The following is a 15783-nucleotide window of genomic DNA, read 5'->3' on the forward strand; positions in this document are numbered from 1 at the left end:
ATGCAGCCTAACGACCCGTCGGCACCGCCGGCCAACGACCGTACCCAGTTCATGCCGCGCCCCGGTGGCCGTGGCCCACAGGCGGATATGCCTGAGCCGGCTGCGCCGCCGTCGATGCCGGCACAGCCGTTGCCCGGTGGCCAGGCACTTGGCCTGAACCCGCTGGAAAGCGCCGCCGGCCCGTTGTTGGCATTGCTGACCCGCTTGCGTAGCACCATCGCCCATCCGGCCCCGGCCAGCCTGCGTGCGCAGTTGCTGGCCTATCTGCGTCAGTTCGAAGAGCGCGCCGAAGCCGCCGGGGTGGCGCGTAACGAAGTGCTGCTGGCGCGTTACGCCCTGTGCACCGCTCTCGATGAAGCCGTACTCAGTACGCCTTGGGGCAGCAGCAGCGACTGGGGCAAGCAGAGCCTGCTGATTACCGTGCACAACGAAGCCTGGGGTGGCGAGAAGGTATTTCAGCTGCTTGAACACTGCCTGCAGAGCCCGCGCGAACGTCTGTACCTGCTGGAGTTGCTGTACCTGTGCATGTGCCTGGGCTTTGAAGGCCGCTATCGGGTCATGAACGGTGGCCGTGCTCAGCTCGAAGCCTTGCGCGAACGCACTGCCGCCGCCATTCGCAGTGCCCGGGGCGAGTTCGAGCGCGAACTGTCGCCGCACTGGCGCGGGGTCAGCGTCACCCGTGATCGACTGTCGCAGTTCATGCCGCCCTGGGTGGGCCTGGCCATTGCCCTGGCGCTGTTACTGGCATTGCTGTTTGCCCTGCGCTTCATGCTCGCCGCCGACGCCGAGCCGGTATTCAAGAACATTCATGCCCTGGGCGAGATCCCGGTGCAAGCCATCGATCGCCCGGTGACCCAGCCAAAACCAGTGGAACGGCCACGGCTGGCGGGCTTCCTGGCCAGCGATATCAAGGCCGGGCGGGTCAGTGTCGAAGACGCTGTCGACCGCTCGGTGGTGACCATCCGCGGCGACGAGCTGTTCGCCTCGGCCAGCACCAGCATCAATGACAGCTTGCAGCCATTGATGCTGCGCATCGCCGATGCCATTGGCCAGGTCAAGGGCCAGGTGCGGATCACCGGCCACAGTGACAACCGGCCGATTGCGACCTTGCGCTTCCCGTCCAACTGGGCGCTGTCCCAGGCCCGCGCCGAGCAGGTCCAGCAGATTCTGGCAGCCAAGACCGGCCAGCCTGCGCGCTTCACCGCACAGGGCCTGAGCGATACCGAACCACTGGCACCGAACAACACGGCCGAAGGCCGGGCAAAGAACCGCCGGGTTGAAATCACTGTATTGGCGGAGGGGGTCGAGTGAAGGCGTTTTTCGGTTTTGTCATTCGCTGGGTCATCCCGGTGCTGGGTCTGATCGCCCTGAGCCTGATCATCTGGTTCGTCGGGCCGTTGTGGGATGTGCTGATTCCGGCGGGTCGCCGCTGGGCCCTGATTGCCCTGCTGTTTGCGTTGTGGCTCGGCTATCGCCTGTGGCGCATTGTCCAGGCCCGCCGCCAGGCGGAAGAGGTCATGCGCAGCCTGGCCGCGGAAACCGCCCCGGACCCTGCCAGCGTTGCTACCGCCGAGGAGCTGGCGACCTTGCGCCAGCGCATGGACGAAGCCCTGGTGCTGCTGAAAAAGGCCCGCCTCGGTGGTGACGAGCGGCGCAATCTGTACGAGCTGCCGTGGTACGTGATCATCGGTCCGCCGGGCTCGGGCAAGACCACGGCGCTGGTCAATTCCGGCCTGCATTTCCCTCTGGCGGCGCAGCTTGGCGCCGGGGCAATTCGCGGTGTTGGCGGCACCCGCAACTGCGACTGGTGGTTTACCGACCAGGCTGTGCTGCTCGACACCGCAGGCCGCTACACCACTCAGGACAGCCACGCCCAGGTCGACAAGGCTGCCTGGCTGGGCTTTCTCGACCTGCTGAAGAAGCAGCGCTCGCGTCGGCCGATCGATGGCGCCTTCATTGCCATCAGCCTGTCCGACCTGCTGCTGGGCAGCGACGCGGAACGTGCCGCCCACGCGGCGGCCATCCGTTCGCGCATCCAGGAGCTGTATAGCCAGCTGGGCGTGCGCTTTCCAATCTACCTGATGCTGACCAAGCTCGACCTGGTGCCGGGCTTCATGGAGTTCTTCGACACCCTGAGCAAGGAAGAGCGCGCCCAGGTGTGGGGCATGACCTTTGCCCTGGACGACGACAAGTCGGCTGAAGGGCCGCTGGCGCAGTTCCAGAGTGAGTTCGCCGGCCTTGAGCAACGCCTCAACGAGCGGCTGGTCGAGCGCCTGCAGCAAGAGCGCGATCCGGCGCGGCGCGATCTGGTCTATGGCTTTGTTCAGCAGTTCGCTGCCTTGCGCTCGAACCTGCAGAGTTTCCTCGACGGCGTGTTCAAGCCCAATGCCTATGAAGAGCGCGCGTTGTTGCGTGGCGTGTACTTCACCAGCGGCACCCAGGAAGGCAGCCCGATCGACCGGCTGATCGGCGCCATGGCCCAGAGCATGGGCCTGGACCGTCAGCACCTGGCGCGCCAGACCGGCACCGGCCGCAGTTACTTCATCGAAAAACTGTTCAGCGCCGTGGCCTTTGCCGAGCGCGGGCTGGTCGGGGTCAACCCGAAGGTCGAGCGCCGGCGCAAATGGCTGGCCCGTGCTGCACTCGCGGCCAGCGTTGCCCTGGTAGTGCTGGTCGGCAGCGTGTGGGCGCTGAGCTATCGCGCCAACCAGGCTTACATCGCCCAGGTCGAGCGTAAGCTCGCGCCGCTGGGGCCAGTCCTGCAAACCCTGAGCCCGGCCCAGCGCGATGTACTGGCGGTACTGCCGCTACTCAATGCCGTGCGCCATCTGGCCGATGATCCACCGAGCTGGGCAGAAGGCCTGGGGCTGTACCAGGGCGACATGCTCGAAGCCGAGTCGGCCAGCGTCTACCGCAAGCTGCTGATTGCCGTGTTTGCCCCACGCCTGGTTACCCGTATCGAAGAGCAGCTGCACAGTGGCGGTGGCTCCGACTTCCTCTACGAAGGCCTCAAGGCGTATCTGATGCTGGCGGACGGCGAGCACTATGACCCTGATTTCATCAAGGCCTGGGTAACCCTCGACTGGGAGCAGAGCCTGCCCCGTGACCTCTCTCCTGAGCAGCGTGCGGCGCTGGGTGAGCACCTGCAGGCGCTGTTTGAAAAGCGTCCGCCGAATGCGCGCCTGGATGCCAACCTGATCGAAGACCTGCGTCGCCAGCTGCAGCAGTTGCCGGTGGCCCAGCGCGTCTATGACCGGGTCAAACGGCAGAAACTGCCAGACGGCGTCAGCGATTTTCGCCTGAGCGAAGCCGCCGGCCGCGATGCTGCGCTGGTGTTCAGCCGCAAGAGCGGCAAGCCGTTGGGCGAGCCATTGAGCGGGCTGTTCACCGTCGAGGGTTATCGCAAGGCGTTCCTCGCCACCAGCCTGCAACACAGCAACACCCTGGCCGAAGAGCGCTGGGTGCTGGGCCGCGAGCAGGCCGATGAAGGTGATGTAAGCAGCCTGGCTGCCGACGTGCGCCGCCTGTATTTTGCCGACTACATCCGCCACTGGGACGCACTGCTGGCCGATATCGACTTCGTGCCGATCACCAGCGTGGCCCAGGCCGCCGATGTATTGCGGGTGATTTCCGGGCCGACTTCGCCGCTGAAAAAACTGCTGGCCGCCGTGGCCAAGGAAACCAACCTGCAACAGCAGGACCCGCTCGCCGCCGCCCAGGCTAAAGCCAGCGAGGCCGGTGTCGATCAGCTCAAGCAACGCCTGGGTAACCTGCTGGGCCAGGATGCACCGGTAGATATCCGTCAGGCGCAACACAACGAGGATCCGGTCACCGCGCACTTTGCCGAACTGGCCAGCCTGGTCAGCAAGGGCGAGGGGGAGCCTGCGGCCATCGATGGCCTGCTCACCGACATGAACGCCTTGTACGTGCAGGTCAGTGCCATGGTCGGTGCCAGTGGTGACGCCTTGCTCGGTGAGGCCAAGAACCAGGCCACTGCCGCCGCCAATCGTGTCAGCCTCACCGCACAACGCCAGCCGCCGATGGTCCAGGGCCTGGTCAAGTCGGTCGTCAGCTCGACCACCAACACCATGATGGGCGGCGTGCGCAATCAACTGAACGCCGCCTGGGTCAGTGAAGTGGTCAACGTTTATCGCCAGTCCCTGAGCGGCCGTTACCCGTTGGCACCGGGCAGCTCGCGGGATGCCACGCTGGACGACTTTGGCCAGTTTTTCGGCGTTGGCGGGGTGATGGACAGCTATTTCCGCAAGTACCTGCAGCCGTACGTCGATACCTCGGCCAACCCGTGGCGCTGGCAGCCGGGTGCGGCGCAGAAACTCGGCATCGGCCCTGGTGTGCTGCACACCTTCCAGCGCTCGGCGGCGATTCGCGATGCGTTCTTCCGCTCCGGCGGCATGCAGCCGACCGTGCGCTTCGAGCTCAAGCCGGTGGCCATGGACGCCTCGATCACCCAGTTTTTGCTCGACCTCGACGGCCAGCAGATCAGCTATGACCACGGCCCGAGCCGACCGGTAGCAATGCAGTGGCCGAACCCCAACAGTATCGGCGTGGTGCGCCTGTCGATCATGCCGCCGTCGGCCAGCGGCCGTTCCGGCCTGACTCTGGAAGGGCCGTGGGCCTGGTTCCGCTTGCTCGATCAATCCGATCTGGTGGCCGGCAACGGCCCGGATCGCTTCAGCCTGCGCCTGCGCGTCGACGGTGCCAGCGTGTCTTACGAACTGCGCGCCAACAGCGCTTTCAACCCGTTCAAGAGCCGCGTGCTCAGCGGCTTCAGCCTGCCGGAGCGGTTGTGATGGGTGGCGTTGGCTTCTACGGCAAGCTGGCCAGCCGTGGCGACTTTGTCAGCCGCGGCTTGCCGCAGAGCTTCATCCAGCCCTGGGACCAGTGGCTGGCGGCGGGGCTTATGGCCAGCCAGCAGCAGTTGGCCGAGCACTGGTTGCCGGCCTATCTGGTCAGCCCCTTGTGGCGCTTTGCCTTGGCCCCGGGGGTCTGCGGGCCAGAGGCTGTAGTGGGCGTGCTGATGCCCAGCATCGACCGGGTAGGGCGCTATTTCCCTCTTACCCTGGCTCAGGTTCTGGCGTCGGATGAGTCGCTGGCGGCGGTGGTCAGTGGCCCGGATGACTGGTTCGAGCACGGCGAAGCGCAGCTGTTGGCCACCCTGGAACCCCAGGCTGGTTTCGAGGCGTTCGATGCGGCGGTCCAGGGCTTTTCCGCACCCCGCATCAGTGCCGTTTCGAGCCCGGCGGTTGCTGGCTTGCAGCGCTTTGCGGCAGTGACCCCCGAGGCCCGCCAGGCCGCTTTGGCCGAAAGTGCCTGCGCCGGCATGAGCCTGTGGTGGGGGCGGGGTTCGGAGCATATCGAGGCGGGATTGTTGCGTTGTGCCGGTCTACCGCGCAGCGAGGATTTCGCCAGTTTTCTTTTGGGTAGTGAGGCGGCGCGCTAGATGACGGCTTTGCATTACACCGCAGCCAGCTACAGCCATGTCGGCATGGTGCGCAGCATCAACGAAGACGCCTGCCTGGACCTTGGCAGTGAAGGCCTGTGGGCGGTTGCCGATGGCATGGGTGGGCATGCGGCGGGCGATTACGTCAGTTGCCTGATCGTCGATACCTTGCGCCAGTTGCCGGCAACGCATTCCCTGGATGAATACGCCCAGGTGCTGCGCGAGCGGCTGTCGGCGGTCAACGCAGCGGTGCGCGAAGAAAGCGTCCGGCGTGGCGTGACGATGATGGGTAGCACCCTGGTGCTTTTGGCTGTGCGTGGTGACCAGGGTATCTGCCTGTGGGCCGGTGACAGCCGCCTGTACCGCTTGCGCGACGGGCGCCTGGAGGGCATCTCCCGCGATCACAGTTACGTGCAGGAACTGCAGGACAGCGGCCTGCTCAGCGAGGCCGAAGCGCGGGTGCACCCGCGGGCCAATATCGTCACCCGGGCGATTGGTGTCGAGCCCGAGCTTGAGCTTGAGGCCGTGTCACTGCAGATCTTCCCCGGCGATACCTACCTGTTGTGCAGCGACGGCCTCAACAAGACTGCCGAAGACCATGAAATCCGCGAAGTGCTGGGCCACAGCGACCCCTACCAGGTGGTCCGCAGCCTGGTGCACCTGGGCCTGACCCGGGGCGCCCCCGACAACATTACCGCCGTCGTCATCAAGGCCGGTTGAAGACCAAGCACATGGACAAAGTGATTCCCGGATACGACATCGACGGAGAGATTGGCGAAGGCGCCATGGCTACCGTCTACCTGGCCACCCAACGCTCGCTGGAGCGTAAGGTGGCCCTGAAGGTCATGGCTGCGGCCCTGGCTGCCGACCCGACCTTCTGCGAGCGCTTCTTGCGCGAAGGCCGCACCCTGGCGCGGCTGTCGCACCCGCACACGGTGACCATCCACGACATCGGCAATGTCGGCGAGCTGTACTACATGGCCATGGAGTACCTGCCCAATGGCACGCTCAAGGAGCGCATTGCCGCCGGGGTGACACCGGAGCAGGGCCTGCTGTATATCCGCCAGATCGCTTCAGCCCTGGGCTACGCCCATGCCCAGGGCCTGGTGCACCGTGATGTGAAACCGGCCAACATTCTCTTTCGCGCCGATGGCACTGCGGTGCTGTCGGACTTCGGCATCGCCAAGTCGCTGGATGACCGGACCCAGTTCACCCAGGCCGGTTTCGCTGTTGGCACCCCGAGCTACATGAGCCCGGAGCAGGCGCGTGGCCAGGACATCGACGGCCGCGCCGATCTCTATGCCCTGGGTGTGGTGTTTTACGAGATGCTGGTTGGCAAGCTGCCATACAGCGGCAACGACGCACTGTCGACGGCACTGGCGCATTTGACCGAGCCGTTGCCGGAGTTGCCGATCGAGCACGGCCGCTATCAGGAAATTCTTCGTGGCCTGCTGGCCAAGGACCCGGCCGAGCGCTTTGCCGATGCCGAGACCTTGCTGGCGGCGCTCGATCGGCTGCCAGCACAAGATACTCAAAGCACGTTGATCCAGCCGCTGCCAATTGCCAGCCCGGTGACGCCTGTAGCGGTGGAGCCGCCACAGGCGCCTCCAACGCCGAAACCAGAACCCATCGCCAAGGCATCGCCACCGGCAGCCCCGCGCAAGCGCCCGGCAGTGGCCTTGCTTGCCATTGCGATCGCTGCGGCGCTGGGCCTGGGCGGGGTTGGCTATTGGGTCATGAGTGGCGATGAACAGATCGCTGATTCCCAGCCGGTGCAAACCAGCGAACCGGCACCACAGACGCCTCCGAGCGCAAGCAATGACGACAATCGCCCGCTGTTGATGGCCGGCAAGAAAACCCTGTTCCAGCGCGTGCTGAGCAAGCCCGGCGCCCAGGTCGTCAGCCAGCCGGGCGCCACGCCCAGCGATACCTTGCCGGCGTTTACCGTGCTCTACGTCTACCAGCGTCAGGACCTCAACGGCAGCCCCTGGCTTCAGGTCGGCACCGCCAGTGATGGCCGCCGCGACGGCTGGTTGCCGGCCTCCCAGGTCAGCGACTGGAAGCAGAGCCTGGTACTCAAGTTCACCGAACGCTCGGGGCGCGCACCGGTGATGTTCCTGCGCCAGTCCGATGAGCTGGAACGCTTGCTCGGCGATACCTCGGCGGCCCGCGCCGAACTGCTCAAGGCGCAAAACACTCCGGACGCAGTACCGCAAGTGATGGCCCTGGAACCCAGCGCCAGCGCCGTGCCCCAGGATCAGTTCTATCTGATGCCGATCTTCGAGGCGCGCGAGAGCTTCGACGAAAACGGCCAGCCGCTGCAGCTGCTCAATGTCGCCTCCATCGACCCTGGCAGCAGCGCGCGCAGCAGCCAACCCAAGGCCGCCGGTATGGCGTCCTCCAGCGACGCGTTCCGTACCGCCGTGGTGCTGGTGGTGGATACGTCGGTATCGATGCAGCCCTATATCGATCAGGTGCGCCAGGTGGTGCACGAGCTGCATGGGCAGATCTCGCGCCGTGGTGAGCTGGATAACGTCAGCTTCGGCCTGGTCGGCTTTCGCAACAACACCACGCGCACGCCGGCCCTGGAATACCTGACCAAGACCTTGGTAACCCTGGACCAGGGCCGCGATCCCGAGCGCTTCCTGAAGCTGGCCGAACAGGTCAAGGCCACCAATGTCTCCAGCCACTCGTTCAATGAAGACGCCTTCGCCGGGATCATGCAGGCGGTCGACGGCATGGACTGGTCCGGTTATGGCGGGCGCCTGATTCTGCTGGTCAGCGACGCCGGCTCCCTGCGCAAGAACGACCGCTACAGCAGCACCCAGATGAACGAAGCCGAAGTGCGCCAGGCGGCCCTGAGCAAGCAGATCAAGATCTACGCCCTGCACCTGCGCACCGAAGCGGGCAAGAAGAACCACGCCTACGCCGAGCAGCAGTACCGGGTGTTGACTGCCGATGCCAACCCGCAGATCGGCGACCTGTATGTGTCGGTGCCCGGTGGCGATGTGAACAAGTTTGGCGAGCGGGTGCGCGAGATCGGCTCGAGCTTCGCCGACCTGGTCCACCAGGTACGCAGCAACCCGGCACAACCGGCACCGCTGCTGGCTGCTTCGCCAAGCGTTGCGGATAAATCAGCCGCCATTGGCTATGCCATGCACATGGACTTTCTCGGCCGCAAGAGCGCCAGCCAGGCCCCGCAACTGGTCAGCGCCTGGACCTCCGACCGCGACCTGACCAACCCGGCGCTGCCGACCCTGCAGGTCTGCGTGATGCTCACCAAGCTGCAACTCAACGACCTGCAGCAATCGCTGAAGCTGATCGTCGATGCCGCGCGCAAGACCCGCACTTCGCCCAAGGATTTCTTCCAGGAAATCGCCAGCGCCAGTGCCTACATGAGCCGCGACCCGGCGGCCCTGCGCAAGGGCGCCAACCTCGCCGAAGGCGGTGTGCTGGGCGAATACCTGGAGGGCCTGCCGTACCGCAGCAAATCCCTGAGCATGACCCAGGACCTGTGGTTGTCGCTCAGCGTTGGCGAACAGGAGGACTTTATCGACGAGCTGGATTCGAAGATCCGCCTGTACGAAACCTTCCATAACGACATGGCCAACTGGGTGCGCTTCGGCAATGCCGAGCCCGGTGATGCCTTGTACCGTGTGCCGTTGTCGACGCTGCCGTGATGATCAGCCTGCAAGCGCTGCGCAAAACCCGCGGCCTCGGCAGCCAGCGCTACAGCCTGGAGATCGAGCGCCTGGAACTGCGCGCCGGTCAGCAGCTGGCCCTGGTCGGCCCTAGCGGCTGCGGCAAGAGCACCTTGCTCGACCTGCTGGCCTTGGTGCTGCAGCCGGATCAGGCCGAGCGCTTCGTGTTCAGCACCGACTCGCACACTTACGACATTCAGCAACTGTGGCGCGAGCAGCGCCAGGACCGGCTGGCGCACCTGCGCCGCCGGCATCTGGGCTATGTGCTGCAGGCGGGGGGCTTGCTGGGCTTTCTCGACGTACGCAGCAATATCGCCCTGCCGCGCCAGGTGCTTGGCCTGGGCGATGACGGCAGCGTACAGCGCCTGGCCGAGCAACTGGAGATTGACGACCAGCTCGACAAGCAGCCGAACGCGCTGTCGGTCGGCCAGCGCCAGCGGGTCAGTTGTGCCCGTGCCCTGGCGCATAACCCCGACCTGTTGTTGGCCGATGAGCCGACCGCGGCCCTTGATCCACTCAATGCCGAGCGGGTGATGCAGCTGTTGCTGCGTCAGGCGCAAGCGCGGCAGGTGGCCTGCCTGATCGCTACCCACGACGAGGCGCTGGCCCGCGATGCCGGCTTGCAGGTGTTGCGCATGATCTGCCGCCGCGATGCCGACGGCGGTGTCACCGCCACGCTGGAGGGCCAGCCCTGATGCGCCCGATGCTGATCGCTGCCCTGGCCTGGCGGGACTACCGCAACGACGCGCGCCTGTCCGCTTGCAGCGTGCTGGCGCTGGTGGCGGTGATCGCGCCGTTGCTGGTGTTGTTCGGTTTGAAGTTCGGCCTGGTCAGCAGCCTGACCGAGCGCTTGGAGCGCGACCCGGCGGTGCGTGAAATCATCCCGTTGGGCGGTGGTCGTTTCAGCGCTGATTTCGTTGCCGAACTGGCTGAGCGTCACGATGTGGCATTCGCCTTGCCGCGGACCCGACAAATTGCCGCAACCGCTGATCTGGTGCTGTCTGCGCGCAAGGTGGTGGTCAATGTCGAGATGATCCCGACGGCGCTCCGCGACCCGCTTCTGCAGGGGCTGCAAATCCCCAACGGCATCGACCAGATCGTCCTCAGCCGCACGGCGGCGGAGAAGCTTGGCGCTCAGGCAGGCGACTCGCTTGAGGCGTCGTTCAGCCGCCAGCTGGCCGGGCAGATTCAGGCTCAACGCACCACCTTGAAGGTCTTGGCCGTATTGCCGCTGGAAGCCTTCGAGCGTGACGCCTTGTTCGCGCCTCTGGCGCTGCTGGAAGCTGCCGAAGACTACCGCGATGGCCGCGCCGTACCCGCCTTTGCCTGGGAAGGGGAGGCCAAGGCCGGCGAGGCGCAACGGGTCTATCCGGCCTTTCGCCTGTATGCGCGCAACCTCACCGATGTCGAGCCGTTGCGCCGCTTCTTTGCCGACCGCCAGTTGCTGGTCTCGACCCAGGCCCCGGCCATTGCCCAGGTGCAGTCGTTGAGCCGCAACCTGACCTTGGTGTTCTGGATCATCGCCGCGCTGGCAGTGGCTGGCGCGTTCGCGGCTATCTGCGCTGGCGCCCTGGCTGCGGTCGAGCGCAAGCGCCGCGAGCTATCGGTGATGCGCTTGCTCGGTTTCAGCACGACAGCCTTGCTGGCTTTTGTGGTGCTCCAGGCGCTGTACAGCGGTGTGTTCGCCGCGGTGCTGGGCGCCACGCTGTATGCCCTGGCCGAAAGCGGCCTCAACCAGTTGTTCATGCAGATGCCCGGCGAGTACGCCAGCCATCTGCTCCCGTCGCATTACCTCGTTGCCTTGCTCGCTGTGCTGTTGGCCAGCGCGGCCGCTGCCGCCCTGGGGGGCTGGCGCGTGGCACGAATAGACGCTTGTGAAGGAATTCGAGATGTTTGACCGCCGCTTCCCCGCCCTGGCGCTGATCGTCGCCGCCCTGAGCCTGGTGTCCTGCGCCCAGGCCGAGGACGACCCCAAGCCTGCCAGCAACAAGCTGGACAACCCCAAGCCGCTGGCCGACGACATCAGCCTGCCGCTGCCGTGCGACGGCGAGATGGTCTTCCGCCACGTCTACGTGCTGGCCCAGGGCAGCCTCGATGATCGTGAAGTGAACCTCGGCTATCCGTTCAGCGAAGGCGAGGCGGGCTACAAACAGTCGTTTATTTCCGGCTATCGCCGCGACTTCATCAACGGCCAGTTCAGCCTGCAGGACCTGTCCACTGACTGGAAAAAACGCATCAGCCCAAGCCTGCCGAAAACCGAGGCCGGCAGCCCGCTGAGACCGATGATGTACTTCATCGGCAAGTACGAAGTCACTGCCCGCCAGTACGCACAGGTGATGGCGCAGGCCCAGTCGCTGGCCAGCGGCGAACCGGCGCCGGCCTGCGAGGCACCGACTGGCATGGCCGGGCGCCTGCCCAAGGTCAAACTGTCGCGTTTTGAGGCTGAGCGTTTTTCCGCGGTCTACAGCGCCTGGCTGATGAAGAACCACCGCGATCTGCTGCCGGTCAGTGGCCGTGGCAAGAAGGCTGAGGATGGCGGTATCGGTTTTGTGCGCCTGCCGACCGAAGTGGAATGGGAGTTTGCTGCCCGTGGTGGCTCTGCCGTCAGTCGCCAGGAGCTGGAAGGCCGGCTGTTCCCGCGACGCCTTGAGGGCAGTGAAAGCGACGGGCCGCTGGCTGATTGGGCAGTGTTCAATCAGGTTGCCGGCGGCACCGGCCAGGCCGCGCGCCTGACCCCGATCGGCACCAAACTGCCCAACCCGTTGGGGCTGTTCGACGTTGTCGGCAACGCTGCGGAAATGGTCCAGGAGTCGTTCCAGCTGGTGCATGCCGGGCGCCGCCAGGGTGCTTATGGCGGCTTCGTGGTCAAGGGCGGCAATTACCTGGAAGGCGAGGGCACGCTGTTCACCGGCATGCGTCGCGAGTACCCGCTGTTCGGCGCCGATGGCACTGAGCAAAGCAATGAAACTACAGGTTTCCGTGTAGCCATTGGCGCCCTGTCGGCCCCGCGTTCGCGTTATGAGGAACTGTTCGAGCAGTGGCAGAAAGAGGGCCGCATGGCCTCGCTGACCGACGCCATCGACGACGCCCAGGACCCGACCAAGCGCCTGGACAGCATCATCGCCGCCAGCGTCGACCCGCGCCTGCAAGCGGAGCTTGGCCTGGTCAACGAAGAGCTCAAGCGCAACGTTTCGTTGATCGCCCAACAGCGCGAAGAAGCTGCCGGCAACCTGATCCAGTCGGCGGCGCTGGTGGCCGAGACCATCAACAACTACAACATCCGCCTGACCAACCTGCAGAAGACCCAGCAGCAGGCCAAGGCCTCGGGTGACGAGACCAGCGCCAAGCTGTTCGCCGCCGCCATCAACAACGGCCGCAGCGCGCTCGACGGCGCCGTGGCGATCTACATCGACAACCTTGCCACTGGCACGCGCTATACCGATGCGGTGATTCAGGCGCAGTTCCAGCGGGTCAAGGAAGAGCTCAATCGCAAGCCGGTGCTGGGCAAGAGCCTGCTCAGCCGCGCGACCTTGTTCGTCCGTCATGTCGGGGACTATCGCCAGCAACGGCGTGCGGACCCAGCGACGATCTTGAAAGAACTGCTCGCATCAGCTGCTCCGCAATCTTGAGCGGCTGTCGAGCGAGCATCGTAGTGACCGGGGCGACATGAGGTTGTCCCGGGCGTGTTTAAACAGAGAGAGAACCTGACCATGCTTTCAACTCGCAAGCCCTTCTTCACTGCTTCCAACGGCCGGGCCGCGCTGCTGCTGGCGGCCGGTTTCAGCACCGTCCTGCTGACTGGCTGCGCCAGCTCGCCGGCGTCCAAGGTCGGTGCGACGACCAAGGTCGAGTACTACCCGAGCTGCTACGAGCCGGTCCAGCACCTGCGCGCCACCGATTCGGACATGACCAAGTCGGTCGCAACCGGCGCCCTGATCGGTGCCGTCGGCGGCGCGCTGACCGGCGCCCTGACCGGCAACTCCGACACCCGTGGCCGTAACGCTGCCATCGGTGCTGCCGGTGGTGCCCTGGTCGGCGGTGCGGCCGGTTACTACACCGAGCGCCAGAAGCAGATCAGCGACGACAACCAGCGCATCGGCTCTTACGCCACCGACATCAACAAGAGCGCGGCCGACATGGACCGCAGCACCGCTTACGCCAAAGCCTCCCAGGCGTGCTACCAGCGTGAGTTCGCCAACCTGATGGATGGCCGAAAGAGCAACAAGATCAGCGATGGCGAAGGCCGCAAGCGCCTGGCGGAAATCATCGCCGGCCTGCAGGAGTCGAACAACCTGATCACTGCGGTCAACGGCCGTCTGGGTGAGAACCTCAACAACTACACCCAGGCTTACGAGCAAGACCTCAAGCAGGTCGGCGTACCGCGTAACGACGTGGTGATCGTCGCCGAGGCCCAGGCGCCGGTGCTGGCCACCGGCAACGCCAAGAAGACCAACACCGGCAAGACCAAGACTCCGCCACCGGCGAAGAAAAAGCTGCCAGAGGTACCGAAAGAAGCCGTCGCCACCGAGAAGACCCTGCAGGACGCCAATGCCAAGAAGGCTGAAAGCCAGAAGGTTGCTAGCGCCGGCCAGAGCCAGGTCAACAGCATGTGCAAGAACCCGGACATGGGTGACTGGGCACCGGTGCCTTGCCCTAACGTGTAAGGCCTGAACAGCAGCGTCGCCTGGCCTTGTGCTACAAGGCCGGGCGACCTGTGCGCCGTTTCAAGGAAGACCGTACATGAGTGAGTTACTCAGCCGACTGGATAGCAATCCATCGCAGTTTTTCGCCAGGCAGCGCATCGAAAGCGGCATCAACCTGCCGAAACTCTTTGCCGCCATCGACGCCGATCCAGGCATCGTCGGTGCCGGCGTGGTGTATATCGATGCGGACTACAACGTGGTGACGCTGCGTGAGTTTCAACCCATTTGCAGTGTGTTGCCCAAGCGGGTGATTTTGCGTGAGGCGAAGAAGTATCTGGCGCCTGCGCAGTTCATCGAAGAGCTAAAGGCTAGTCCGCGCGAGTCGCGAGTAGTCAAGGAAGCAATGAACGCATCGCTTTCCTGTGCGGGGGCAATCCTGGGATGGATCGTGGTGTTTAGCGGCACAATTGCGGTGCCGTTCACCGCCGGTACCAGCTTGGTGCTTACCGCTATGGGGAGTGCCGCTGCAGCAGCCAGTACCACCCAGTGCTTTTTCGGCGGATACAGAACCTACAATGAACTGATGAACCCTGCCGATAACGACGAGCTTGACTCTCAGGCGTGGTACCAAAGCATGTCATCAGTTCTGGATGCTGTGTCATTGATGGGGGTTGGCGCTTCGGGCCTGACAACATTCAAGTACCTTCAGGTCCGCAAAGCGGCCACGGGAAGCAGTTGGCATGAGCTTTCCAGAAACCTGAGCCGTCAGCAGCGTAAAGCACTTACCGATGAACTGCTTTCGCTCAAGCACCCGTCGCTAACAGCCAAGCAACTACGGCTCAAACAGAGCACCGGTCAATTAACCAAGCGCTACACGCCAACCGAGTTCAAGCATGCAACCCAAACCCTGATCAAAGACTCCTTGGGTGCTGGTGCTGGGTTTGTGGGCAGCAGCAGAGTGCAAACGATCGCCGTAGGTTTGTATGAGGAGTTTGAGCAATGACGCAGTCGCTGAGTTTGAAAGTGTTTCTGGCACAGTACTTTCCAGCGTTCATCGTCGCCTTCTTTATGATGTGCTTCTCGGCTTCCTGCACCGTGGCGCTTGCTTCCAATACCTATTTCAAAGGTATTGAAGATCGAGTGTTCAAAACCTCCATGGTTCTGCTGGCGCTTTCTGTGGTGGGGTTTCTGAGCCATTTTCTGATGGTAAGGGGTCGCGCTTGGGCGGTTTGGGTCATTGTCGGCTTGTTCGTGGCTTGCCTGTTAACAGTGTTGCCCAGCTACGGATATCGGCCTCATATGTTTGTCTACAGCACCGGTCTGCTATTCCCTCTCATCGGGTTGTTGATTCTGAACAGCAAACGGCATAGGGAAATGCGTGCCTATCTGGTAGCGATGCGAAAGGAGCGTGTTAAGCAACGGGGCGAAGCTCGTGCAATCAAGGCACGTCGTTGAAGGGGGGAAGTCCCAAATGGTTCATCTCCATGACGTACCAGGGTTTCTTCGCCGTTACTTTCCGACCTTTATCTGCGCTTTTTTGTTGGCCTGCTTCTCCTGCGCGTTGACAGCGGTAGTCGTGGTCGATGGGCATTTTGCCAGTGTGACAGAGCAGGCCAACTACACCGTAGTACTCGTGATGATCGCTTCATTGGTGCTTTGTATAGGCAATATGCTTGTTGTCCGCGGGCGTCCTTGGGGTGTCTGGGTGGTTGTTGCGTTGTTGGTTGCTAATCTGCTGGCGTTGTTCGTTAGCTATGGGCCGCGCTCCAGCAATCTGCTGTTCCTGGTTATTACGGTTCTGTCGCTGGCAGGGCTTTATGTGCTCAACAGCCAACGCCAGCGAGAAATGCGCAGTCGTCTGGTGACGATCCGCAAATCGCGTAACAAGTTGTTCAAGGCCATGCGTGCCGGCAATCGGCAAAACCATTGACTCTGGTTAATATTTGCACAATCGCCACTCCCTAAACTAAGGCCTCTG

At 63.8% G+C, this 15783-nt stretch carries 12 protein-coding genes; all 12 read left to right on the plus strand.

Translation table 11 applies throughout. From position 1 onward, the window contains the following. Positions 1 to 1311: a DotU family type VI secretion system protein gene (locus tag ABM562_RS14840; RefSeq protein ID WP_115084886.1), complete on the plus strand. Its 1311-nt coding sequence runs from the start codon at positions 1 to 3 to the stop codon at positions 1309 to 1311. After that, positions 1308 to 4811, plus strand: coding sequence for a type VI secretion system membrane subunit TssM (gene tssM / locus ABM562_RS14845; RefSeq protein WP_460422454.1), 3504 nt, complete (start codon positions 1308 to 1310; stop codon positions 4809 to 4811). Before ABM562_RS14840 ends, tssM begins: the two co-directional genes overlap by 4 nt. Further along, complete coding sequence (tagF, locus tag ABM562_RS14850) at positions 4811 to 5461, plus strand: type VI secretion system-associated protein TagF (protein ID WP_134064797.1); 651 nt, start codon at positions 4811 to 4813, stop codon at positions 5459 to 5461. The genes tssM and tagF overlap by 1 nt, the downstream gene beginning before the upstream one ends. Then, complete coding sequence (locus ABM562_RS14855) at positions 5462 to 6181, plus strand: PP2C family protein-serine/threonine phosphatase (RefSeq protein WP_115084889.1); 720 nt, start codon at positions 5462 to 5464, stop codon at positions 6179 to 6181. Between the two features lie 11 nt (positions 6182 to 6192). Further along, positions 6193 to 9141 carry a serine/threonine-protein kinase gene (locus ABM562_RS14860; protein WP_460422456.1) on the plus strand — a complete coding sequence of 983 codons (2949 nt, stop codon included), beginning with the start codon at positions 6193 to 6195 and terminating at the stop codon, positions 9139 to 9141. After that, on the plus strand, positions 9141 to 9857 hold the full coding sequence (locus ABM562_RS14865; protein ID WP_115084891.1) for an ABC transporter ATP-binding protein: 717 nt from the start codon (positions 9141 to 9143) through the stop codon (positions 9855 to 9857). The genes ABM562_RS14860 and ABM562_RS14865 overlap by 1 nt, the downstream gene beginning before the upstream one ends. Continuing rightward, entirely contained in the window at positions 9857 to 11059 is a 1203-nt protein-coding gene (locus tag ABM562_RS14870) for an FtsX-like permease family protein (protein WP_115084892.1), read from the plus strand. The genes ABM562_RS14865 and ABM562_RS14870 overlap by 1 nt, the downstream gene beginning before the upstream one ends. Then, positions 11052 to 12791: a formylglycine-generating enzyme family protein gene (locus ABM562_RS14875; RefSeq protein WP_134064793.1), complete on the plus strand. Its 1740-nt coding sequence runs from the start codon at positions 11052 to 11054 to the stop codon at positions 12789 to 12791. Before ABM562_RS14870 ends, ABM562_RS14875 begins: the two co-directional genes overlap by 8 nt. A gap of 81 nt (positions 12792 to 12872) precedes the next feature. Next, positions 12873 to 13826, plus strand: coding sequence for a type VI secretion system-associated lipoprotein TagQ (gene tagQ, locus ABM562_RS14880; protein WP_115084894.1), 954 nt, complete (start codon positions 12873 to 12875; stop codon positions 13824 to 13826). A gap of 76 nt (positions 13827 to 13902) precedes the next feature. Then, the gene (locus ABM562_RS14885; RefSeq protein WP_460422459.1) at positions 13903 to 14808 is read left to right on the plus strand and encodes an NAD synthetase; all 906 of its coding nucleotides are present in this window, start codon (positions 13903 to 13905) and stop codon (positions 14806 to 14808) included. Next, a complete protein-coding gene (locus ABM562_RS14890) occupies positions 14805 to 15260 on the plus strand; it encodes a hypothetical protein (protein ID WP_258578526.1) in 456 nt (151 codons plus the stop codon). The genes ABM562_RS14885 and ABM562_RS14890 overlap by 4 nt, the downstream gene beginning before the upstream one ends. 16 nt (positions 15261 to 15276) lie before the next feature. Then, positions 15277 to 15735, plus strand: coding sequence for a hypothetical protein (locus ABM562_RS14895; protein ID WP_258578525.1), 459 nt, complete (start codon positions 15277 to 15279; stop codon positions 15733 to 15735). Positions 15736 to 15783: the final 48 nt, after the last annotated feature.

This window comes from Pseudomonas sp. ZL2 (assembly GCF_054788455.1).